Source organism: Streptomyces turgidiscabies Car8 (assembly GCF_000331005.1).
Lineage (GTDB): Bacteria > Actinomycetota > Actinomycetes > Streptomycetales > Streptomycetaceae > Streptomyces > Streptomyces turgidiscabies.
In genome coordinates this window covers 1-22593 of record NZ_AEJB01000403.1, presented here as the reverse complement: position 1 = coordinate 22593, position 22593 = coordinate 1, and the positions used below count along the sequence as shown (strand labels likewise).

General features: G+C 71.0%; 22 protein-coding genes. 10 read left to right on the top strand and 12 right to left on the bottom strand.

Going from position 1 to position 22593, the window contains the following annotated elements:
* Positions 1-38: 38 nt before the first annotated feature.
* The 6 genes from STRTUCAR8_RS29335 (at position 39) to STRTUCAR8_RS29315 (ending at position 4597) form a co-directional block, all read left to right on the top strand.
* The gene (locus STRTUCAR8_RS29335) at positions 39-707 is read left to right on the top strand and encodes an amino acid ABC transporter permease (protein ID WP_006379714.1); all 669 of its coding nucleotides are present in this window, start codon (positions 39-41) and stop codon (positions 705-707) included.
* On the top strand, positions 704-1588 hold the full coding sequence (locus tag STRTUCAR8_RS29330; RefSeq protein ID WP_006379710.1) for an amino acid ABC transporter permease: 885 nt from the start codon (positions 704-706) through the stop codon (positions 1586-1588). The genes STRTUCAR8_RS29335 and STRTUCAR8_RS29330 overlap by 4 nt, the downstream gene beginning before the upstream one ends.
* A gap of 277 nt (positions 1589-1865) precedes the next feature.
* Complete coding sequence (locus STRTUCAR8_RS29325) at positions 1866-3584, top strand: FAD-dependent monooxygenase (RefSeq protein ID WP_006379723.1); 1719 nt, start codon at positions 1866-1868, stop codon at positions 3582-3584.
* Between the two features lie 158 nt (positions 3585-3742).
* Positions 3743-3790, top strand: a complete 48-nt coding sequence (locus STRTUCAR8_RS55845) for a hypothetical protein (protein WP_309506048.1) — start codon at positions 3743-3745, stop codon at positions 3788-3790.
* A gap of 79 nt (positions 3791-3869) precedes the next feature.
* The gene (locus STRTUCAR8_RS29320; protein ID WP_006379731.1) at positions 3870-4415 is read left to right on the top strand and encodes a cupin domain-containing protein; all 546 of its coding nucleotides are present in this window, start codon (positions 3870-3872) and stop codon (positions 4413-4415) included.
* Positions 4412-4597 (top strand): hypothetical protein, encoded by a 186-nt coding sequence (locus tag STRTUCAR8_RS29315; protein WP_006379729.1) that lies wholly within the window; start codon positions 4412-4414, stop codon positions 4595-4597. The genes STRTUCAR8_RS29320 and STRTUCAR8_RS29315 overlap by 4 nt, the downstream gene beginning before the upstream one ends.
* A 167-nt stretch (positions 4598-4764) precedes the next feature.
* Here STRTUCAR8_RS29315 and recX read toward each other — a convergent pair whose 3' ends face one another.
* From recX to STRTUCAR8_RS29295, 4 genes are all read right to left on the bottom strand, one after another.
* Positions 4765-5709, bottom strand: a complete 945-nt coding sequence (gene recX / locus STRTUCAR8_RS29310) for a recombination regulator RecX (RefSeq protein WP_006379727.1) — start codon at positions 5707-5709, stop codon at positions 4765-4767.
* A 3-nt stretch (positions 5710-5712) separates the two neighbouring features.
* Complete coding sequence (recA, locus tag STRTUCAR8_RS29305; RefSeq protein ID WP_006379709.1) at positions 5713-6837, bottom strand: recombinase RecA; 1125 nt, start codon at positions 6835-6837, stop codon at positions 5713-5715.
* A gap of 376 nt (positions 6838-7213) precedes the next feature.
* Complete coding sequence (locus STRTUCAR8_RS29300) at positions 7214-8545, bottom strand: AI-2E family transporter (protein WP_006379711.1); 1332 nt, start codon at positions 8543-8545, stop codon at positions 7214-7216.
* A gap of 82 nt (positions 8546-8627) precedes the next feature.
* Positions 8628-8822, bottom strand: coding sequence for a DUF3046 domain-containing protein (locus STRTUCAR8_RS29295; protein ID WP_006379718.1), 195 nt, complete (start codon positions 8820-8822; stop codon positions 8628-8630).
* 80 nt (positions 8823-8902) lie between these two features.
* Here STRTUCAR8_RS29295 and STRTUCAR8_RS29290 point away from each other — a divergent pair, with 80 nt between their 5' ends.
* Complete coding sequence (locus tag STRTUCAR8_RS29290) at positions 8903-9847, top strand: hypothetical protein (protein ID WP_006379707.1); 945 nt, start codon at positions 8903-8905, stop codon at positions 9845-9847.
* Positions 9848-9874: 27 nt separating this feature from the next.
* Here the strand turns inward: STRTUCAR8_RS29290 and STRTUCAR8_RS29285 are convergent, their stop codons facing one another.
* From STRTUCAR8_RS29285 to STRTUCAR8_RS29280, 3 genes are read right to left on the bottom strand one after another with little or no spacing between them, the layout of a single operon-like run.
* Positions 9875-10183 carry an AzlD domain-containing protein gene (locus STRTUCAR8_RS29285; RefSeq protein ID WP_006379733.1) on the bottom strand — a complete coding sequence of 103 codons (309 nt, stop codon included), beginning with the start codon at positions 10181-10183 and terminating at the stop codon, positions 9875-9877.
* Positions 10180-10920 (bottom strand): AzlC family ABC transporter permease, encoded by a 741-nt coding sequence (locus STRTUCAR8_RS50405; protein ID WP_234372642.1) that lies wholly within the window; start codon positions 10918-10920, stop codon positions 10180-10182. Before STRTUCAR8_RS50405 ends, STRTUCAR8_RS29285 begins: the two co-directional genes overlap by 4 nt.
* Positions 10821-11810 (bottom strand): AraC family transcriptional regulator, encoded by a 990-nt coding sequence (locus STRTUCAR8_RS29280; protein WP_006379708.1) that lies wholly within the window; start codon positions 11808-11810, stop codon positions 10821-10823. Before STRTUCAR8_RS29280 ends, STRTUCAR8_RS50405 begins: the two co-directional genes overlap by 100 nt.
* Before the next feature lie 124 nt (positions 11811-11934).
* Here STRTUCAR8_RS29280 and STRTUCAR8_RS29275 point away from each other — a divergent pair, with 124 nt between their 5' ends.
* From STRTUCAR8_RS29275 to STRTUCAR8_RS29265, 3 genes are all read left to right on the top strand, one after another.
* Entirely contained in the window at positions 11935-16812 is a 4878-nt protein-coding gene (locus tag STRTUCAR8_RS29275; RefSeq protein WP_006379730.1) for an ATP-dependent helicase, read from the top strand.
* A gap of 48 nt (positions 16813-16860) precedes the next feature.
* Positions 16861-17700, top strand: a complete 840-nt coding sequence (locus STRTUCAR8_RS29270; RefSeq protein ID WP_006379722.1) for a DNA-formamidopyrimidine glycosylase family protein — start codon at positions 16861-16863, stop codon at positions 17698-17700.
* 106 nt (positions 17701-17806) lie between these two features.
* Positions 17807-18571, top strand: coding sequence for an SDR family NAD(P)-dependent oxidoreductase (locus STRTUCAR8_RS29265; RefSeq protein ID WP_006379716.1), 765 nt, complete (start codon positions 17807-17809; stop codon positions 18569-18571).
* Here STRTUCAR8_RS29265 and STRTUCAR8_RS54575 read toward each other — a convergent pair.
* The 5 genes from STRTUCAR8_RS54575 to rimO all read right to left on the bottom strand — a co-directional run bounded on the left by STRTUCAR8_RS54575 (position 18534) and on the right by rimO (position 22544).
* Positions 18534-18824 carry a hypothetical protein gene (locus tag STRTUCAR8_RS54575; RefSeq protein WP_078507358.1) on the bottom strand — a complete coding sequence of 97 codons (291 nt, stop codon included), beginning with the start codon at positions 18822-18824 and terminating at the stop codon, positions 18534-18536. The two genes, STRTUCAR8_RS29265 and STRTUCAR8_RS54575, sit on opposite strands and share 38 nt — an antisense overlap.
* 286 nt (positions 18825-19110) lie before the next feature.
* Positions 19111-19485 (bottom strand): helix-turn-helix domain-containing protein, encoded by a 375-nt coding sequence (locus tag STRTUCAR8_RS29260; RefSeq protein ID WP_006379734.1) that lies wholly within the window; start codon positions 19483-19485, stop codon positions 19111-19113.
* 109 nt (positions 19486-19594) lie between these two features.
* Positions 19595-20140, bottom strand: coding sequence for a CinA family protein (locus STRTUCAR8_RS29255; protein WP_006379732.1), 546 nt, complete (start codon positions 20138-20140; stop codon positions 19595-19597).
* Positions 20137-20976, bottom strand: coding sequence for a CDP-diacylglycerol--glycerol-3-phosphate 3-phosphatidyltransferase (pgsA, locus tag STRTUCAR8_RS29250; RefSeq protein ID WP_006379725.1), 840 nt, complete (start codon positions 20974-20976; stop codon positions 20137-20139). Before pgsA ends, STRTUCAR8_RS29255 begins: the two co-directional genes overlap by 4 nt.
* On the bottom strand, positions 20973-22544 hold the full coding sequence (gene rimO, locus STRTUCAR8_RS29245; RefSeq protein WP_044473101.1) for a 30S ribosomal protein S12 methylthiotransferase RimO: 1572 nt from the start codon (positions 22542-22544) through the stop codon (positions 20973-20975). The genes pgsA and rimO overlap by 4 nt, the downstream gene beginning before the upstream one ends.
* Positions 22545-22593: the final 49 nt, after the last annotated feature.

Sequence of the window (22593 nt, the reverse complement as noted above, 5' to 3'; positions counted from 1 at the left end):
TACGCCACATACGCCTCACACCCGGAAGCGCGGGGATCGTGTTCGACTTTCTAGATGGTTACGACGTCCTCGGGGCGTTCTGGATGACGGTGAAACTCACCGCCCTCTCCGCCCTCGGCTCCCTGGTCTGGGGCACACTGCTGGCCGCCATGCGGGTCAGCCCGGTCCCGCTGATGCGCGGATTCGGCACCGCCTACGTGAACATCGTCCGCAACATCCCGTTGACGGTCATCATCGTCTTCACCTCGCTCGGCCTCGCCGACATCTTCGGCGTGACGATGGGCGCATCCGACGACTTCCCGCTCCAGGGCTTCCGGCTGGCGGTGCTCGGCCTCGTCGCCTACACCGCGGCCTTCGTCTGCGAGGCACTGCGCTCCGGCATCAACACCGTGCCCCCGGGCCAGGCCGAGGCGGCCCGCGCCCTCGGGCTGAGCTTCAGCCAGGTGCTGAGCCTCGTGGTGCTGCCGCAGGCGTTCCGGTCGGTCATCGGCCCGCTGGCCAACGTACTGATCGCACTGACCAAGAACACCACCGTGGCCGCCGCGATCGGCGTCGCCGAGGCCGCGACTCTGATGAAGACGATGATCGAGAACGAGGCTCAGTTGGTACTCATCGGCGTGGTCTTCGCCTTCGGGTTCGTGGTGCTCACCCTGCCCACCGGACTCGTCCTCGGCTGGCTGAGCAAGCGACTGGCGGTGAAGCGATGACCTCCGTGCTCTACGACGCACCGGGCCCCCGCGCCAAACAGCGCAACGTGATCCTCACTGTCGTCTTCTTCGCCCTGCTCGCCCTGTTCATGTGGTGGATCTGGCGGACGATGGACGACAAGGGGCAGCTCAAGTGGGCCCTGTGGGAGCCGTTCACCACGTCACAGGCCTGGACGACCTATCTGCTGCCCGGCCTCGCCAACACCATGAAGGCCGCTGCCCTTTCCATGGTGATCGCCCTCCCACTGGGTGCGGCCCTGGGTATCGCACGGATGTCCGACCACCGGTGGGTCCGGGTACCGGCCGGCGTGGTGGTCGAGTTCTTCCGGTCGATTCCGGTGCTGCTGCTCATGCTGTTCGCAGCCCAGTTCTACGTCAGCTCCACGGACATCAGCAGTGAGTCCCGCCCCCTCTACGCGGTGGTCACCGGCCTGGTCCTCTACAACGCCTCGGTACTCGCCGAGATCGTACGAGCGGGCATCCTGTCCCTCCCCCGGGGACAGACGGAGGCCGCCCTCGCGGTCGGTCTGCGCAAGGGGCAGGCGATGACGAACATCCTGCTCCCGCAGGCCGTCACGGCGATGTTGCCGGCGATCGTCAGCCAACTCGTCGTCATCGTGAAGGACACCGCCCTGGGTGGCGTCATGCTCGGGTTCACCGAGCTTCTCAACTCGCGCAGCACGCTCGCTGCCAACTACGCCAACGTCGTTCAGAGCTTCATCGTGGTGGCGGTCATCTACATCGTGCTCAACTTCGTCATCACCAGTTTCGCGAGCTGGCTTGAGGGCCGGCTGCGGCGCGGCAAGAAGTCGACCGGTGTGGTGCTCGGTCCGGCGACGGTGGCCGGCACGGAGGCGACCGGCGCGGGCGGCTCCATCTGACGGACGCTCAACTCGTATGCCCTGCCCGGCGGCAGGGATGTGACCGACCCGGAGGCAGTGGCGCGTTCGCCACTGCCTCCGCCGTTCGCCGCCTGCACCGGGTCCGCGTGCCGTACCAGGGGAAACGTCGAACAGGCCGGGTCACGTGCCGGGGTGCGTCCAGCTTGACCGGGTGGCGCGGAATCTGTTGCATACGTTCTGTGATCGCACACCCCGCTCCAACTTCCTGTTCACTTGTGTCGATGAAGACACCGCTCGGGACAGGGGGCACCGCGCCATGGACCCGGTGATCATCGTCGGAGCGGGGCCGGTCGGACTCACGCTGGCGCTTGCGCTGGCGCGCCAGGCGGTCCCCTCCGTCGTCCTCGACGAGGGGCCCGGCAAGGACGACCAGCGTCCCGCCCGCACCGTCGTACTGCGCGAGGACACCGCCGCGCTCCTGGCGCGGCTGACCGGTGTGCCGATCGCGGAGGCCGGTTTCCACTGGGCCGGATGGCGGTCGATGCGGCGCAAGCAGGTGACACGTCAGATCTCTTTCGGCGCCGAGGAATCCGGCGGCCCGGCGGACGCGCCGCAGGGCCTCCAGCCTCAGCCCGTCACGGAGGCGGACGTCCCCCTGCACATCGCCCAGCACGTACTGACCGGCGCCCTGCGGACCGCCATCGCGCGCGAGCGGCTCGTCAAGGTCGCCGTCAACAGCCGCCTCGACTCCGCCGAGCAGGAACCTTCCGGTGTCACGGCCCACACCCGCGGCCCGGGCGGCACCTGGTGGCGCGGCAGTTACCTGGTCGGCTGCGACGGCCCGCGCTCCACGGTGCGCAAACTGCAGGACATCCGCTTCCCCGGACGTACCGCCGTGGAACGACACGCCGTAGCAGCGCTGCGTACGGAACTTCCGTGGCCCGGTGAGGCGTTGTTGCACCGGATGCCGCCGTGGCGGACATCGGGGCCCTCGGCCGGGGAGATCACCGCTCGTCCGCTTCCCGACGGTGTGTGGCGCCTGGACTGGCTGCTGCCGCCCGGCAAGGACCTGGTCACGCCCGAGCTCCTCGTGACCCGCGTCCGCGAAACCCTCGCGGGCTGGAGCGGCGGGCCCACACCGCCGTACGACCTGCTCGACACGGGCGTCCACATCGTCCACCACCGGCTCGCCCGTCGCTGGCGGGTCGGCCGGGTCTTCCTCGCTGGGGACGCCGCGCACCTGCTCGGCGCGCTCGGCACCCAGGGGCTCGACGAGGGGCTGCGGGACGCCGACAACCTCGCCTGGAAACTGGCCCTGGCCTGGCACCACGGCCCGCACGAGGCCCTGCTCGACAGCTACCAGACCGAGCGGCGCGCGGCGGTCTCCGCCCGGCTGCGCGCCGCCGACCAGGCGCTCCCCCTGCTGCGCGGCGGCGCGGGGCTGCGGTCGTACGTCCCCGGGTCGACCCGCGGAAACGACGCGTTGCTCACGGACGGTCACCTGGGGCGCGGAGTCCTGGGCGAGCCGGAGACGTACGCCCGTTCGCCTCTGGCGCCTCAGCACCTTGAGGCGGAGGTTGCGGTGGACACCCTGCCCGGCGCACAGGTGACGGACGTACGTGTCACCGCCGAGGACGGTTCCTTCGTGCGGCTGCGGGAGCGGCTGGGCCGCGGTGCGTTGCTGGTGGTGCTGATCGCGCCGGGTACGGGTGTGTGGGAGCGCAAGCACTGGGTGAGCGCCGGGATCATGCCCCGGCTGGCGGCCGCGGTGGCCGCGCTGCCGCACCCCGCCGAGCTGCTGGTCACCGAGAGCTATCCGGGCGCTGCCGCCCACACCGTGCTGCTGGTCCGCCCGGACGGCCACCTGGTGACCGCACTGAGCGGAGTACGGCCGGCCGACCTGTACGCGGCGGCCGAGGCGACACTGGGCGGGCCTCCGCAGGACCGGACGGGCGACGAGGCAGACGGAACGAGCAGCGGTTCCGGCAAGTCGGACCCGAAGGCGAACACGGAAGCCACGGCGGGTACGCGCTGAGAACTGCTTTCGCAGGCGCGCGCCACCCGGGCCACCCGCGCGCCTCCCGTCGCCCGCGTCCACATGCTGACAGCGAGTTGACCGCTTCGTACCGTCATGCTGTACTCCGGAACGTGACCGATGCCGACACCGATGTGCGCCTGTGGCGGAGGGTCCATATGGACCTCGTCCGCTATGCGGGCTGCGTGTGTCGTCCGTCCTGCTGAATTCGCATCCCCTTCTTCCCTGCGCGCCGTTGATCCGCGCCGTCGCGCGCCCCCGCGAACGTTCATCAGGACGGTACCCGTGTCCCTGTCACCCTCCGTATCCGCACCCGCCCGGGTCTCCGACACGTCCAGGACCCCGACACAGGCGGACCTGCTCGACTTCGTACGACGCACAGCTGCCGACGCCGAGCTGATCGCCTCCCTGCCGCTCGACCCCGAGGGCCGCACGTGGGTTCGCCTTGAGGGCCCCGGCGGCAGCGAGGCCTGGCTGATCGGCTGGCCGCCCGGCACCGGCACCGGCTGGCACGACCACGCCGACTCGGTCGGCGCATTCCTCACCGCGGCCGGAGAACTCAAGGAGAACTCGCTCGCCGCGCGGCTGCCCACCGACGGCTGGAAGACCCTCGAACTCTCCGAGGACGTCGACCGGGAACGGCGACTGCCGGCCGGCCAGGGCCGCGCGTTCGGCCACCACCATGTGCACGAGGTGCTCAACGAGTCCCGCGACCAGCACGCGATCTCGGTCCACGCCTACTATCCGCCCCTCCCGCAGATCCGCCGGTACAGCCGTACGGGGCCGGTGCTGCGTCTGGAGCACGTGGAGCGCCCGCAGGACTGGCAGTGAGGGAACAGCCGGTCGGTATGGTCGAGTTGCCGAACCGCGTCCGCGAGACCCACGCGCGCGTGGAGACCCGGCAGGCATACAGGGCCGCACGGACCGACGAGGCGCTGCTGGTGGACAGCCGGTGCTTCCGGACGGCAACGACGGATGCCGGATGCCGGCGTATGACGGTGCAGGCCCGCTGAACACCTGAAGTCGTCCGAGTACCTGAGCACTCGAAGCCGTCGTACCCGTCCGCCGAGCCCTGAACGCGGTCGGCGCCCCCGCGCGTCCACCGTGTTCAGGGCCAGGGACCCAGACCTCCCGAACTTGAACTGCCGCTCGGGACGGCCAAACCTCGGCACAGCAGGGCTCAGTACTCGTCGTCCCCGAGGAACTCGGCGTCGTCGCCCTCGTCGCCCTCCTCGTCCAGCGCCTGCCGAACCACTCGCAGAGCCATGCCCTGGGGATAGCCCTTACGGGCGAGCATGCCTGCCAGGCGCCGCAGCCTCTTGTCGCGGTCGAGACCGCGGGTCACCCGCAGTTTGCGGGCGACGAGTTCACGCGCGGTCGTCTCCTCCTGCTCGGAGTCGAGCTGCCCGACGGCCTCGTCGATGAGCGTCGAGTCCACGCCCTTGGTACGCAGTTCCTGGACGAGAGCCCGCCGGGCCAGTCCCCGGCCGTGGTGGCGGGACTCGACCCAGGCGTCCGCGAACGCGCTGTCGTTGATCAGTCCGACCTCCTCGAACCGTGACAGCACCTCCTCGGCGACCTCGTCCGGGATCTCGCGCTTGCGCAGGGCATCCGCGAGTTGCTTGCGCGTACGCGGCATCCCGGTGAGCAGGCGCAGGCAGATCGCCCGCGCCCGCTCAGCCGGGTCCGCCGGCGGCTCCGCCCTCTCGGCCCTCGACGAGGAGGCGGAACCTCCGTCCTGTGGGTCGCCGCCCGGCTCACCGAAGCCGCGCTGCCGTCGACGACCGCGCCCACCACGCGCGCCCTCACCGCGTGAGCCGCCCTCGCCGAACGGGCTGCTTTCGCCGCTCGGGTCACCGCCGCCACGGCGCCGCCCGCCTCCGGGGGAGCCGTCGCCTCGGCGCCGGCCGTCCCCCGGCGCACCCCGGCCGCGGCGCGCTCCGGCAGCGGGGCCTCCGTCACCCTCGTACACCCCGTCGTCTTCGTGGACGCCGGGGCCACCCCCGTTCGGCCCGGTGTCCCCGTAGGCGCTGTCACCCCCGGTGGGGCCCCCGCGGACCCCGTCGCCCCGGTCTTCCGAGGCATCGGGGTAGGCGTACTCGGCCCAGTCGGTTCGTCGTGTCACGGGCTAGCTCTTGGCCGCCGTGGCCCTGGCCTTGGTGGTCTTGGCCGCCGGAGCAGGCACGGTCTTCGCCGCCTCGTCCGAGACGACCGTGACCGCCGCGTCCGCGCCAGGCTCCTCGGTGGGCTTCTCCGGCCGCACACCGACGCCCAGCTTCTCAAGGATCTTCTTCTCGATCTCGTTGGCGAGATCGGGGTTGTCCTTCAGGAAGTTGCGCGCGTTCTCCTTGCCCTGGCCGAGTTGGTCGCCCTCGTACGTGTACCAGGCGCCGGCCTTGCGGACGAAGCCGTGCTCCACGCCCATGTCGATCAGACCGCCCTCGCGGCTGATGCCCTGCCCGTAGAGGATGTCGAACTCGGCCTGCTTGAAGGGGGGCGCGACCTTGTTCTTGACGACCTTGACGCGGGTGCGGTTACCGACCGCGTCGGTGCCGTCCTTGAGCGTCTCGATGCGACGGATGTCGAGTCGCACCGAAGCGTAGAACTTGAGGGCCCGGCCACCGGTCGTGGTCTCCGGCGAACCGAACATCACGCCGATCTTCTCGCGGAGCTGGTTGATGAAGATCGCGGTCGTCTGGGACTGGCTCAGCGCACCGGTGATCTTACGGAGCGCCTGGCTCATCAGGCGGGCCTGCAGACCCACGTGCGAGTCACCCATCTCGCCCTCGATCTCCGCGCGGGGGACGAGCGCGGCGACGGAGTCGATGACGATGAGGTCGAGGGCACCGGAGCGGACCAGCATGTCCACGATCTCCAGGGCCTGCTCACCGTTGTCCGGCTGGGACAGGATCAGGTTGTCGATGTCGACGCCGAGCTTCTTCGCGTACTCGGGGTCGAGGGCGTGCTCCGCGTCCACGAAGGCGACCTGGCCACCGGCCTTCTGCGCGTTCGCCACCGCGTGCAGGGTCAGGGTCGTCTTGCCGGAGGACTCCGGTCCGTACACCTCCACCACTCGGCCGCGCGGCAGGCCGCCGACGCCAAGGGCGACGTCGAGCGCGGTCGACCCGGTGGGGATGACCTCGATGGGCTCATTCGGCCGTTCGCCCAGGCGCATCACCGCACCCTTACCGAACTGCCGTTCAATCTGTGCGAGCGCGGCGTCCAACGCCTTCTCGCGGTCGGTTCCTGCCATGGGTTCCACCCGGTTTGCTTGAGTCGATCGCTTCACGTCAAAGACGCTAACGCCTGCCACTGACAATGCGCCCCGACGCCCGTCCAGCCTGTGGATAACTTGGGTACATCTGCATGAAAACCCTGACGAAATACCCGTCGAGAGCCTCGCCGGAAACTCCATCAGAACGGATGTTCGATTTTCGTGTCAAGCGCGACACCCGACACTCCACGACACTAGATTCGCGGTCCGCCAACGGCCCGGACATCGGGTCCGACACCCCCGGGGGACACACGGCGCGGGCCGTCCTCGACCGGACAGGACGGCGCCGAGCACCCCTGTCACCCGGTCGGCGACTGCGCGACGTCCGTCGCCGGCGCCGCCGCTGAAGCGCCCCTCAGGCGGGCGTTGAACCTTCCCCCGGCCCCGACCCTGATTCCGGCCCCGCCCCCGGTTCCGACCCTGATTCCGGCTCCGACGCCCCAGCGGAGTACGCCGAGTCCCCGGTGTCGGCATCCCGGCGCCCTTCCAGCAGCCTCCGCACCCGTGTGCCGATGCTCGCGCCCCGCCCGCGATGCCCCTGGACACGGGGGTCGTCCGTGACGGCGTACCGCTTCACGTACGCCCCCAGGAACGCCTGGAGCGTGGCGACCGCCGGGATGGCGATCAGCGCGCCGACGGCGCCGAGGAGCGCGGTGCCGGCGATGACCGAGCCGAAGGCGACCGCGGGATGGATGTCGACGGTCTTCGCGGTCAGCTTGGGCTGCAGCATGTAGTTCTCGAACTGCTGGTAGATCACGACGAAGACCAGTACCCACAGCGCGTACCAGGGATCGATGGTGAAGGCGATCAGCATCGGCAGGGCGCCCGCGAGATACGTACCGATGGTCGGGATGAACTGCGAGACCAGCCCCACCCAGACGGCGAGCACGGGCGCGTACGGCACGTTCAGGATTTCCAGCAGTACGTAGTGGGCGACCCCGGAGATGAGCGCCATCAGGCCGCGCGAGTACAGATAGCCGCCGGTCTTGTCGACGGCGATCTCCCACGCGCGCAACACCTCGGTCTGCCGGGCGGGCGGCAGTACGGAGCACAGCGCGCGACGCAGTCTCGGCCCGTCGGCGGCGAAGTAGAACGCGAACAGTGTGATCATCAGCAACTGGAAGAGGCCGCCCAGTACCTGGGCGGAGACGTCCAGGACGCCGGTGGCGCTGTTCTGCACGTAACTGCGCAGCCAGTCGGACCGCAGCAGCCCCTCCTGGACGTCCACCCGCTTCAGGTCGGTGTTGAAGTGCGCGTTGACCCAGCTGATGACGGAGTCGAGATAGTTCGGGAAGTCCTCGACGATCTTGATGATCTGGCCCGCGAGCATGGAGCCGAGCAGGGTGACGAACCCGGCGATCGCGATGAGCAGGCCGATGAAGACCAGGAAGGTGGCCAGTCCCCTGCGCATACCGCGCGACGCCATGCGGCTCACCGCGGGTTCGATCGCCAGTGCGGCGAAGAACGCGATGAGGATGTTGATCAACAAGCCCGTGAGCTGGTGGAAGGCCCAGCTGCCCAGTTGGAAGAGGCCGATGAGGGCGAGCGCCAGCATCATGGCGCGCGGCAGCCAGCGCGGCATGCGCGCGCCCTGCCCGGCGGCGTGCCCGGCCGGGGGTGTGGGCGGCGGCGTGCCGAACGGAGACGTCTGCTGTCCGAGCTGTTCGGTCTCGTCTGTGGGTGCCACGGTGCAAGTCTCGCCCACGCCACGGACAATCAGTCGCCACCCTGCGTCCTACGCGGCCGACCGAGGTCGTTTCCGTGCGATTTCAGCGGTTCTCCGAGGGAACGTTCATGGCCGCGCACACCACACGCCACACGTCCTTCGCCTCCCAGCCCGCGTCCAGGGCCTCGTGCACGGTCCGTTCGCCGAGTTCCGTCATCACGTGATCGCGCGCGAAGGTGTCGGCGTAGCCCGAACCGAAGTGTTCCGCCATCCGCTGCCAGAAAACCGTCAACCGCATGACTTCAGTATCCCGCCCCTGAGAGTGGGCCCTCGCCGTGACCGCTCACCGGGACCGCTTCGCGCCCTACGGTCTGACGCATGGCCGAAACAGGAGCAGCCCCTCTCCCCCCGACGCCCCCGGCGCGTTCCCCGCTCTTCCGTGCCGAGCACTTCGTGTGGCTCACCGCGCGCGTGCTGGAGCAGCGCCGCTTCGCGTACCACTTCCTGAACGGAGGCGCGGACGCGGTCGAGACCGCGCTGGACGCCTACCGCAACGAGGACGGCGGATACGGCCACGCGCTGGAACCCGATCTGCGCGGCCCCGTCAGCCAGCCCCTGCACACCGCGCACGCGCTGCGCGTCCTGGACGCCATCGGCCGCTGCGGCGGTCAGCGGGTGGAGCGCGTGTGCCGCTATCTGACCTCCGTCTCCGCACCGGACGGCGCACTGCCGGCGATCCACCCCAGTCAGCGCGGCTATCCGGCGGCTCCCTTCGTGTCGGTCGTGGCCGACCCGCCGAGTGAGCTCCTCGCCACGGGCCCCGTGGTGGGCCTGCTGCACCGCAACAAGGTGTGGCACGCCTGGCTGTTCCGGGCCACGGACTTCTGCTGGCAGGCGGTCGACTCCCTCGAGAAGTCCCATCCGTACGAGGTGGAGGCCGCGGTGGCCTTCCTGGACTCGGTTCCGGACCGCTCACGCGCGGAGGCGGCGGCCGACCGGCTGGGCCGTCTGGTGCGCGAGCACAGGCTCGTGGCACTCGACCCGGAGCGCCTCGACGCCGCCCCGGTACCGCCCGGCTACGCCCCGGGCGAGCACCACTTCCCGTACGACTACGCGCGGACACCGGGCTCACTCGCGCGCGCGTGGTTCACCGACGAGGAGATGACCCGTTCGCTGGACTTCCTCGCGAGCGAGCAGCGCGAGGACGGCGGCTGGCCCATCCGCTGGCGCGCCTGGGCACCGGGCACCGCCCTGGAGGCACGCCCCATGGTGACGGTCGAGGCACTGCGCACCCTGAAGGCGTACGGCCGCCCCGTCGGCTGACTCCGGTGGCGCGGGCGCGGCCGGCGTTCAGCCGGTCATCGCCCGAACTCCTGCCGTCACCGCCACGGCCGCCGCGACGACGAGCAGGAAGGGAGCTCGCAGGACCAGCGCCACGGCGGCTGCGGCGAGCCCTGCGGCCTTCGCGTCCAGGACGAGCACCCGCCCGTCGGCGAAGGCCTGCTGGGCCGTGAGAGCGGCGAGGAGGGCGACGGGCAGCAGGGCTGCGAGGCGCCGGACGAGCGGACGTTCCAGGACGCCGGCGGGCACGAGGAGCCCGGCGAGCTTGACCAGGTAGCAGCCGACGGCGGTCACACCGATCGCGATCCAGACGTTCAACGGTCAACACCCTTTCCGTCCTCAATCTTTCCGTCTTCAGACTTTCTGTCTTCAGCGCTGTGACGGCCCTGGCACCAGAGAACGGCCGGTGCCGCGAGCGCCGCCACGAGAACCGGCACACCGGCCGGCAGTACGGGCAGCAGGCCGAGCCCCAGGACCACGGCGATACCCGCGACCGCGCGCTCCGCGCCGGACTTCAGCATCGGCGCGAGCAGCGCCAGGAAGACGGCGGGTCCGGCAGCGTCCAGACCCCACGCGTCGGTGTCCCCGATGGCCTCGGCCCCGAGCCCGCCGAGCAGTGTCGTGAGGTTCCACAGCACGTACAGGGTGAGGCCGGTGACGGTGAACCCGATACGCACGGCGCGCCGAGTGGGCTGGGCCAGGGCGACCGCCGTGGTCTCGTCGATGACCCATTGGGCGGCGAACGGCCGTACCGCGCGCGGGAGGGCCAGCAACTGTGACAGACGCAGCCCGTAGAAGGCGTTGCGCACCCCGAGGAAGAAGGCGCCCGCTGCCGCGGTGAGCGGATTGCCGCCGGCCGCGAGCGCGCCCACGAGCGCGAACTGGGAGGCCCCGGTGAACACCAGGAGGCTGAGCGCACAGGTCTGCAGAAGCGTGAGCCCGCTGCCGACCGACGTCACTCCGAAGGCGAAACCGGACAGTCCGACGGCGACCCCGACTCCGAGGGCGTCTCGTACGACGGCGGCGTCCGGCTTGCCTGCGTCGTCGGTGTGTATGTCTGCGCGAGCTGTCTGTTCTGCCACCCGTCGGACGATAGGAGCAGGTGCCCCGACGGGTCTTGTACGTTCTTGCGCTCACGCTGGTACGCCCCCGGAGGCACGCCCACGATGCGGGTGAAGTGCCGGTTGAGGTGCGGCTGATCGGTGAAGCCGACGGCGACGGCCGCGTCGGCGGGCAGGGTACCGGCGTCCAGCAGCCGCCGCGCCCGCCGCACGCGCGCGTCCGTCAGCCAGGCGTGCGGCGGCAACCCGTACGTGTCACGGAACGCCCGCAGCAGCGCGAAGGGGCTTGTGCCGAGGTCTGTGGCGAGTTTCTCCAGAGTCGGCGGCCCGGCCATCGTCTCCTCCAGCACAGCACGCGCGCGTGCCGCGATCCGCCCGCCCGCCGTACGCACCACGCGTTCCTGAAGGGCCCCGCCGTTGAGCCGGAGCAGCCGCGTCACCACCACCCGAAGCAGCGTGTCGGCGGCCAGCGCGTTGCCTTCCTCGGCCGCGCGCAAGACCTCATGAACGAGCGTGACCGAATACGGATCATCGAACACGGGAGCGAGGAAACCCGGGGTCCCCCGAATCACCGTGGTCTCCGCGGCGATCTCGGCCACCACCTCGGGCGCCGGGTAGACAGCTCCGTACCGCCACCCTTCGGGAACCCCCGCTCGTCCCGTATGCGGTGTATCGGGATTGACCAGCGCGAGCGCCCCCGGTCCCGCGTACTGATCGGCCTCCCGGTGGTGGAACACCTCCACCCCTTCGGTGATGGCGGCGATGACGAAGTTCTCGTGGGTGTGCCGGACAAAGGTCTTGTGGATGTACCGGGCGCGCAGCAGATCGACACCGGGCAGCTCCGCGTACCGCCAGTGCCGCGCCCGCTCGACCGAACCCGCCATACCCCCATTCTCCGTGAAGGAGCCTCGGTCCACCGGCTCACCCCCACGCACTCCCGTCGCTCCACCGCCGGAGGCAAATTCGCAGGTCAGGGCAATTGTCAGTGGCGAGGTGCAGGATGGACGCATGGTCAGCTCCGCACACCGAGCCCTCGACGACTTCTCCCCCGCGACCCGCGGCTGGTTCACGGGGGCCTTCTCCGCGCCCACCGCGGCCCAGACCGGCGCGTGGGAGGCCATCGGCGAGGGCTCGGACGTGCTGGTGGTGGCCCCGACCGGCTCGGGCAAGACCCTCGCCGCGTTCCTCGCCGCGCTCGACCAGCTCACCTCGACACCCCCGCCGGCCGATCCCCACAAACGCTGCCGCGTGCTCTACATCTCGCCGCTCAAGGCCCTCGCGGTCGACGTGGAACGCAACCTGCGCAGCCCTCTCACAGGCATCCGCCAGGAAGCTGTACGCCTGGGACTGCCCGAGCCCGAGGTCAAGGTGGGCATCCGCTCCGGTGACACCCCGCCCGCCGAGCGCCGTGCCCTCGCCACCCGCCCGCCGGACATCCTGATCACCACCCCCGAGTCGCTGTTCCTGATGCTCACGTCGGCCACACGCGACGCGCTGACGGGCGTGGAGACGGTGATCCTGGACGAGGTGCACGCGGTCGCCGGCACCAAGCGCGGCGCTCATCTCGCGCTCTCCCTGGAGCGGCTGGACGGGCTGCTGCCGAGGCCCGCCCGGCGTATCGGTCTCTCCGCGACCGTCCGTCCGGTCGACGAGATCGCCCGGTACCTCTCGCCCCAGCGCAAGGTGGAGATCGTCCAGCCCAAGTCCGGCAAGGAGTTCGACCTCTCGGTCGTCGTCCCGGTCGAGGACCTGGGCGAACTGGGCGGTTCTCCGGTCGCCGAGGGGAAGGAGGGCGCCGAACGGCCGTCCATCTGGCCGCATGTCGAGGAGCGGATCGCCGATCTCGTCCAGGCGCACCGCTCGACGATCGTGTTCGCCAACTCCCGGCGCCTCGCGGAGCGTCTGTGCAACCGGCTCAACGAGATCGCGTACGAGCGGGCCACCGGTGAGCCCCTCGCCGAACACCATGCTCCCGCCGAGCTGATGGGCGGCTCGGGCGCGGTCCAGGGCGCCCCTGCGGTCATCGCCCGGGCCCACCACGGATCGGTCTCCAAGGAACAGCGCGCGCTCGTCGAGGAGGACCTCAAAGCGGGCCGGCTGCCCGCGGTGGTGGCCACCTCCAGCCTCGAACTGGGCATCGACATGGGCGCGGTGGACCTGGTCGTCCAGGTCGAGTCGCCCCCGTCCGTGGCCTCCGGGCTGCAGCGCGTCGGACGCGCGGGACACCAGGTGGGCGCGGTGTCCAGAGGCGTCGTCTTTCCCAAGTACAGGGGGGACCTCGTCCAGGCGGCCGTGGTCACCGAGCGCATGCGCACTGGTTCGATCGAGTCCCTGCGGGTCCCCGCCAACCCCCTGGACGTCCTCGCCCAGCAGCTCGTCGCGATGGTGGCGCTGGACACCTGGCAGGTCGACGATCTGCTGTCCACGGTCCGCCGGGCGGCGCCCTTCGCCGCTCTCCCGGAGTCCGCGTTCACCGCGGTCCTCGACATGCTCGCGGGCCGCTACCCGTCCGACGCCTTCGCGGAGTTGCGCCCGCGCGTGGTGTGGGACCGTGTCGCCGGCACCGTGACAGGCCGTCCGGGCGCGCAGCGACTCGCCGTCACCTCCGGGGGCACGATTCCCGACCGGGGTCTCTTCGGGGTCTTCCTGGCCGGCGCCGACCCCAAGAAGGGTGGCGGCCGGGTCGGCGAGCTCGACGAGGAGATGGTGTACGAGTCCCGCGTGGGGGACGTCTTCACGCTCGGTACGAGCTCCTGGCGCATCGAGGACATCACCCGCGACCGCGTCCTGGTGTCCCCGGCTCCCGGTGTCCCAGGCCGGCTGCCCTTCTGGAAGGGCGACCAGTTGGGCCGCCCGCTCGAACTGGGCCGCGCGGTGGGCGCCTTCCTGCGCGAGGTCGGTTCCCTGCCCGAGGAGGACGCCCGCCTCCGGCTCCTCGCCGCCGGACTCGACGCGTGGGCCGCCGGCAACGTCATCTCCTACCTGGCCGAACAGCGCGAGGCCTGCGGCCACATCCCGGACGACCGGACCATCGTCGTGGAGCAGTTCCGCGACGAGCTCGGCGACTGGCGGGTCGTCGTCCACTCACCCTTCGGCGCTCAGGTCCACGCCCCGTGGGCGCTCGCGCTCGGCGCCCGCCTCTCCGAGCGGTACGGCATGGACGCCCAGGTCATGCACGCCGACGACGGCATCGTGCTGCGCCTCCCGGACGCCGATCTGATGAGTCTGGACCTGCTCGACCAGGAGCCGGCGAGGACCGGCACGGAATATGACGCCGACCGAGCTCCCGTGGGCGCGGCGGACGTGGCCTTCGACAAGGGCGAGGTCAACCAGATCGTTACCGACCAGGTGGGCGGCTCGGCCCTGTTCGCGGCCCGCTTCCGCGAGTGCGCCGCGCGCGCCCTGCTGCTCCCGCGCCGCAACCCGGGCAAACGCACCCCGCTCTGGCAGCAGCGTCAGCGGGCCTCGCAACTGCTCCAGGTGGCAAGCGAGTTCGGTTCGTTCCCCATCGTTCTCGAAGCGGTCCGCGAATGCCTCCAGGACGTCTTCGACGTGCCCGGCCTCGTGGAACTGATGGGCGACATCGAGTCCCGCAAGGTGCGCCTGGTCGAGGTCAGCACTCCCGAGCCCTCCCCCTTCGCCCGTTCCCTCCTCTTCGGGTACGTGGCCCAGTTCCTGTACGAGGGCGACTCTCCCCTGGCCGAGCGGCGCGCCGCCGCCCTGTCGCTGGACTCACGGCTGCTGGCCGAGCTGCTGGGCCAGGCCGAGCTGCGCGAACTGCTCGACGCCGAGGTGCTGACCGAGCTTGAGCGGGAACTGCGGTGGCTCACCGAGGACCGACGCGCGAAGGACGCCGAAAGCGTGGCGGACCTGCTGCGCCTGCTCGGCCCGCTCACCGACGCCGAGCTGGCGGAGCGCGGCGCCGATCCGCAGTGGGCCCGGGAGCTGGCCGGCGCCCGCCGCGCGATCCGGGTCCGCATCGGCGGCGCCGACCACTGGGCGGCGATCGAGGACGCGGGCCGGCTGCGCGACGCGCTCGGCACGGCGTTGCCGGTCGGTGTCCCGGAGGCCTTCACCGAGCCGGTCAAGGACCCGCTCGGCGACCTCCTCGCCCGCCACGCCCGCACCCACGGCCCGTTCACCTCGGCCACCGCGGCAGCCCGCTTCGGCCTGGGCGTGGCGGTCACCGAGGGCGCGCTTCAGCGTCTGGCGGCGAGCGGCCGCGTCGTACAGGGGGAGTTCCACCCGGCCGGCATCGGCCAGGAGTGGTGCGACGCGACGGTCCTGCGCCGCCTCCGGCGCCGCTCCCTGGCCGCCCTGCGGCACGAACTGGAGCCGGTACCGCCCCCGGCGCTCGCACAGTTCCTGCCGCAGTGGCAGCACATCGGCAAGGGCCACGGGCTGCGCGGCGTCGACGGACTCGTGCGCGCGGTCGAGCAGTTGCAGGGCGCCTCCGTGCCGGCGTCCGCTCTGGAGAAGCTGGTCCTGCCGTCCCGGGTGGCGAACTACGCCCCCGCGATGCTCGACGAACTCACGGCGGCCGGGGAGATCGTCTGGGCCGGGGCGGGCGCTCTTCCCGGCAAGGACGGCTGGGTGTCCCTGTACCTGGCGGACACGGCCCCGCTGCTCCTGCCACCGCCCCATCCCCTGGAGCCCACCGCGCTCCACCAGTCCGTCCTCGACACCCTCACCGGGGGCTACGGACTCTTCTTCCGCCAGATCGCCGACCAGGTCCGCGCCACCACGCACCCGGACGCGACGGATCCCCAACTGGCCGACGCCGTCTGGGACCTGGCCTGGTCGGGACGGCTCACGAACGACACACTCACCCCGATGCGCTCCCTCCTGGGTTCCGGCCGTACGGCAGGCTCGACGGCGCACCGGGCGAAACGCGCCGTCCCGCGCGGCCGGTACGGCTCGCTGACAGCCGCCGCACGCCCCGCCTCGCGCGGTGGCCCACCGACCGTGGCCGGCCGCTGGTCCCTGCTGCCGGGACCTGAGCCCGACCCCACCGTCCGCGCCCACGCACTTGCCCGCACCCTGCTGGACCGCCATGGGGTGGTGACCCGCGGAGCCGTTTCCGCGGAGGGCGTCGAGGGCGGCTTCTCAGCCGTGTACCGCGTCCTCTCCGCCTTCGAGGACAGCGGTCAGGCCCGTCGCGGCTACGTGGTGGAGGGGCTCGGGGCCGCCCAGTTCGCCATGGACGGCGCGGTGGACCGCCTCCGCGCGACAGCGAACGCCCGGGACCGCGGCGACTCCCGGCCCTCCCCGGGCTTCGGCCCCGGCAATGACGGCACGGTCGACACACACGGCGCGACCTCCCCCGCAGACCACGGTTTCGTGGACGACGTCGACTTCGACGTCGACCTCGACTTCAACTCTCCCTCACCCCACGCCCGCACATCCCGAAGCCCCCGCGACCCGGCCCACGGCTTCGCCGGAAGCGCCTGGTCCCGCAACTCCCCCGCCTCGTCCACTTCCGCCTCCTCCGGAAGCACCCGTGCCGTCGTCCTCGCCGCCGCCGATCCGGCGAACGCGTACGGTGCCGCACTCCCCTGGCCGGAGCCCCCGACCGGCGCCGGCCACAAACCGGGCCGGAAGGCCGGTTCCCTGGTGGTGCTGGTAGACGGCGAACTGACTCTCTACATGGAGCGCGGCGGCAAGACGCTGCTGGCCTGGCCCTCCGAACCTGACGGCGGGCCCGTCGAAGACCCCCGTCTGCGCGCGGCGGCCGAAGCCCTCGCCGCAGCCGCCCGCGCCGGTTCCCTCGGCACGGTCACCGTGGAACGAGTCAACGGCGCCTCGTCCCTGACCTCTCCCTTCGGCACCCTTCTGGAAGGAGCGGGCTTCATCGCGACCCCCCGCGGCCTGCGCCTACGCGCATGATCATCAGCGCGAAGGCCCCGTCCGACGCCGACATGTCACCCTGGACCCATGCCCGAAGGTGACACGGTCTGGCAGGCCGCGAGGCGACTGCACATCGCGCTCGCCGGCAAAACGCTGACCCGTTCCGACCTCCGCGTGCCCAAGTACGCCACGGCCGACCTCACCGGCCGTACCGTCCTGGACGTCACTCCGCGCGGCAAGCACCTCCTCACCCGAGTCGAGGGCGACCTGACCCTCCACTCACACTTGCGGATGGACGGCTCCTGGAAGATCTACGAGAACGGCCGGCGCTGGAGCGGCGGCCCGTCGCACCAGATCCGCGCGATCCTCGGCACCGCGGACCTCAGTGCCGTCGGCTACCGCCTCCCCGTCCTCGAACTGCTGCGCACCGCCGACGAACACCGGGCCGTCGGCCACCTCGGCCCCGACCTCCTGGGCCCGGACTGGAACCCCGACCAGGCCCTCGCCAACCTCCTCACGGACCCCGCCCGCCCGCTGGGCGAAGCCCTGCTGGACCAGCGCAACCTCGCCGGCATCGGCAATGTCTACAAGAGCGAGCTGTGCTTCCTCCTCGGCGCCACACCGTGGCTCCCCGTCGGCGACCTGCCCGCCGACCGCACCACGAAGCTGCCCGCATTCGCGAAGAGACTCCTCGAAGCCAACCGGGACCGTCCAGCCCGCAACACGACGGGCCGCCGCGGCCAGAACCTCTTCGTGTACGGCCGCGCGTCCCGCCCCTGTCTGCGCTGCCAGACCCCCGTCCGCGTCGCCGACCAGGGCGACGGCTCCCGCGAGCGCCCCACCTACTGGTGCCCGACCTGCCAGCGAGGCCCGGCCCCCGTCTCCGGCGCCGCCAGAGCGCAGCGCAAACCACTCCCGTACACCTGACACCACACACGCGCCGCCCGACGGGAACCCCACACCCGCACCCCCTGAGTACCGAACCCCGCACGGCCAATTGACGACCCGTCAGAAACCCTCGTACCGTCCCAGCATGCCCGTACAGGCGTACGACCTCACCGGACGCACCGCATTCGTCACCGGGGCCGCGAGCGGAATCGGACGCGCATCCGCCGTACTGCTCGCCGAGGCGGGCGCCACCGTGCACTGCGCAGACCGGGACGCACAGGGACTGCACGAGACGGCGACCCTGATCAAGGGCATGGGCGGCACAGCCCGTACCCACCACCTGGACGTCACCGACCGGGCCCAGATCCGACAGGCCGTCGCCTCGTGCGAGCGGCTGGACATCATGGCGGCGGTCGCCGGGATCATGCACAGCAGCCCCGTACTGGAGACCCGTGACGAGGACCTCGATCGCGTCCTGAGCGTCAACTTCAAGGGCGTGCTGTACGCCTGCCAGGAGGCGGCCCGTCTGATGATCTCCCGGAACACCCGGGGCAGCATCGTCACCATGGCCTCGGGCGCCGTCGACACCGGCAGCCCCGGCCTGCTCTGCTACGGCGTCGCCAAGGCGGCGGTCGTCCAGCTGACGAAGACGCTGGCCGCCGAGATCGGGCGCCACGGCATCCGGGTCAACGCCGTCGCGCCGGGCTGGATCCGTACGCCGATGACCGACCGCCACGACGGCGAGGCACAGGCGCACACCGAGGCCCTGATGGCCCGCATGGCTCCCCTGGGCCGGGTGGGCGAACCGGAGGAGGTCGCCCACGCCGTGCTGCACCTGGCGTCCGACGCGTCGGCGTTCACCACGGGCCAGATCATCCGTCCGAACGGCGGTGTGGCGATGCCCTGGTAGCACCGGCGCCGGCATCGATGCCCGCACCACCCAGCCCGCGCACCTCCCCCGTGACCCCCGACACCGCCGTGACCCGCGCGGCCGAAGCCTTAGGCACGCAGTGCACCGGCAGCAGACTCAGCCCCCATCCCCCGGCCGCGACCGCCCCCTCCAGCACCCCCGCACCGGGTGCCAGCGCGAGCCGCAGAACTGCCCACCACCAGATGCCCCCGAGCCCCAGCAGCGCCCCCCAGCGAACTATCCGCACCGCCATGGCCCACCTCCAGCCCCACGCTAGAACGCCCCGCTCACCCGCACACAGGGCGCATCACCGGCACAGAGGCGCACCGCTTTCCCGGAGCCGGCCGCGCGGGAGATCATGCGCGCCCGGCTCCTCACCACCATGACCGCCCGACGACCCACCGGCAAACGCACCAGGGACGGACCCACGAGAGTGCGTGCGGAGCGGGTGCACAACGCGAGAGCCCCGACCGCGCTCCTCCGGGTCTCCCCGGAGAAGCCCCGGCCGGGGCTCTCACACACACTGACTCTCGTGCACCTCAGGCGGCGACGACATCCACCGCTTCGGCGGGCGCCTTGATGGTCACCCGTTCCGGTGGCACACCGGCCACCGATACGGAACCCAGCATGGGACGCACCGGCGTGGGTACAGGTTCGTTGGCCGCAGCAGACTGGGCCAGCTCGGCGAGGGCGAGATCGTCACTCACTTCCCGCATGAGCTCGGACATCCGTACGTCCAGCGCGTCGCAGATCGCGGACAGCAGTTCGGAGGATGCCTCCTTCTGCCCCCGCTCCACCTCGGAGAGATAGCCGAGTGAGACTCGGGCGGACGAGGAGACTTCGCGCAGAGTACGGCCCTGGCGCTGGCGCTGCCGACGCAGCACGTCACCCAACAGGCGACGGAGCAGAATCATCGGTGGCTCCCTCCTCGGACCGTGTAGCCGCATCCTTCACGCCCCACCGTACCGCCTTGCGCCGCGGCCGTGCGGGGAGCGATGCCGTGTTCACTCAGGGCTGCAAACATCAGGTCCCCCCGTTCTGTTCCGTATTCTGTGCCCGCTCATTCCCGGTCTGTTCGCCCGCAATCCCCTCAAGGAGGAGTGCGAGTACGCTCCGTACACTCTCCATACGAATTTCCGCCCGGGAGCCGTTCAACCGCAGCGACGCCACTTTTCCGCCACCTTGGGAACCGGATTCCGGGGCGTGAGGGCCGTCGACCGCCACGAAAACCGTGCCGACGGGCTGCCCGTCCTGCGGTTCCGGGCCGGCGACGCCAGTCGTCGCGACACCCCAGTCGGCGCCGAGAACTCTGCGGGCTCCGGCCGCCATCTGGGCCGCGACCTGCGGGTCCACCGCTCCTCGGGCGCTCAGGAGAGCAGCGTCGACGCCCAGCACCTGGTGCTTCAGTTCGGTCGCGTACGCGGTCACCCCGCCCCGGAACACCTTGGACGCCCCGGGCACCGATGTGATCTCGGCCGCGACCAGACCACCCGTGAGGGACTCCGCGACAGCGAGCGTCTCCCCTCTCACTGTCAGTAGTCCGACCACGTCGGCGGCCACGGAACTCACCGTTCCGCCTCCATGGAAGCCGCCTCGCGCGCGGCGATTCCCTCGTTGCGCAGCACAATGGCCTGTCTTACGTAGTCGAGGCCGGTCACCACGGTCAGCACCACCGCCGCGGCCATCACCCAGAACCTCAGCGTCGCCAGCGGCCCCGTCAGCGCCAGGACGTACATCCCGACGGCCACGCCCTGTGTGAGCGTCTTGAGCTTGCCGCCGCGGCTCGCGGGGATCACGCCGTAACGGATCACGACGAAGCGCAGCAGTGTGATCCCGAGCTCACGCCCGAGGATCACCCCGGTCACCCACCACGGCAGGTCACCGAGCGCGGAGAGACAGAGCAGCGCCGCTCCCATGATCGCCTTGTCGGCGATGGGGTCGGCGATCTTCCCGAAGTCGGTGACGAGGTCGTACGTACGCGCGAGATGACCGTCGAAGATGTCGGTGATCATGGCGACGGCGAAGGCCGCCCATGCCAGCGAGCGCCACGCCGGGTCGTATCCCCCGTCGGTCAGCATCAGGGCCACGAAACCTGGCACAAGGAGCAACCGGATCATCGTAAGAATGTTCGCGATGTTCCAGAGGCTGGCCTGATTGACGGCAGCGGCCCCCAACTTCCCGCCGCGCACCGCCTTCACACCCTCCAGGTCATCGGTGACCAGGAAGTCGACGCCGGACCCGGATGCCTCGGAGCCGACAGCGGGGCCGGAGGGCGCGGGAGCGACCGAGGAGCCGGTGGCCCCCGTGGTACCCATCGCGCCCGGTACAGCCACCGCACCCGGAACGCTCTTGGCGTTCCGCGCGCTGGAGGAGCCGCCCGCTGCGGATGCCGGGACTCCGGTCATCTGGTCGCCTCCTCTGACTCCGAACACCCGACCACGCCGAGCGAGCCCGGAAGCAGCTCGGCCACCAGGTCGACACCTTCCGTACCGACCACTTTCGCCTCGACCATACGACCGACGCTCAGCTCTTCGCCGCCCGTGAGACCCGCGAAGTCCGCGAAGTTGGTGAACAGCACCTGCCCGTCGGTCTCCGGTGCCTGGTGCGCGCCGCGGCCGTACGCGCCCTCCTCGCCGCCGACCGACTCGACCAGCACGTGCACGGTCTCACCGACGCGCTCCTCCGCGCGCTGCGAGACCAGCTCCTCGGCCAGCCGCGACACGCGGGCGAGCCGCGCCGCGACCACGTCCTCGTCCAGCTTGTTCTCGTACGTCGCCGCCTCCGTGCCGTCCTCGTCGGAGTACCCGAAGACACCGATGGCGTCCAGGCGCGCGTTGTTCAGGAACCGCTCCAGCTCCGCCAGGTCGGCCTCGGTCTCACCGGGGAAGCCCACGATGAAGTTGGACCGCACGCCGGCCTGCGGCGCCTTGCTCCTGATGGTGTCGAGCAGCTCCAGGAAGCGGTCGGTGTCACCGAAGCGCCGCATCGCGCGCAGCACGTCGGGCGCGGAGTGCTGGAAGGAGAGGTCGAAGTAGGGGGCGACCTTCGGGGTCGAGGTCAGTACGTCGATGAGCCCCGGGCGCATCTCGGCGGGCTGGAGATAGCTCACGCGCACGCGCTCGATGCCGTCGACGTCCGCGAGCTCGGGCAGCAGCGACTCCAGCAGACGGATGTCGCCCAGGTCCTTGCCGTACGAGGTGTTGTTCTCGGAGACGAGCATGACCTCCTTGACGCCCTGCTCCGCGAGCCACCTGGTCTCGTTCAGTACGTCGCTGGGGCGGCGCGAGATGAAGGAGCCGCGGAAGGACGGGATGGCGCAGAAGGTGCAGCGCCGGTCGCAGCCGGAGGCCAGCTTCACCGAGGCGACAGGCGCGCCGTCGAGCCGCCGGCGCAGCGGCGCGCGGGGGCCGGAGACCGGAGCGACGCCTTCGGGGAGGTCGGCAGGGGCCTCGGTCGGTTCCACCGGCCCGGCGAGCGCACCGGCGTCGGCGTCCGTGGCGGCGCCGTGGCCCGGGAGAGCGACCCCCGCACCCGCGCCCTGCCGCTCGGCCGGGCTGATCGGCAGCAGCTTGCGCCGGTCGCGCGGAGTGTGCGAGGCGTGGATACCGCCGTTCAGGATGGTCCGGAGGCGGTCGGAGATGTCGGCGTAGTCGTCGAAGCCGAGCACACCGTCGGCCTCGGGCAGCGCTTCGGCGAGTTCCTTGCCGTACCGCTCGGCCATGCAGCCCACCGCCACGACGGCCTGGGTTCTGCCGTGCCCCTTGAGGTCGTTGGCCTCGAGAAGGGCGTCGACGGAGTCCTTCTTGGCGGCCTCGACGAAGCCACAGGTGTTGACGACGGCGACATCCGCGTCCTCGGCGTCCTCCACGAGTTGCCAGCCGTCCGCCTCCAAGCGGCCTGCGAGCTCCTCCGAGTCCACCTCGTTACGGGCGCAGCCAAGGGTGACGAGTGCGACGGTACGGCGTTCAGGCATGGGCTCAAGACTACTTCGTCCCACTGACACCCCACGTCGACGGGGCTGG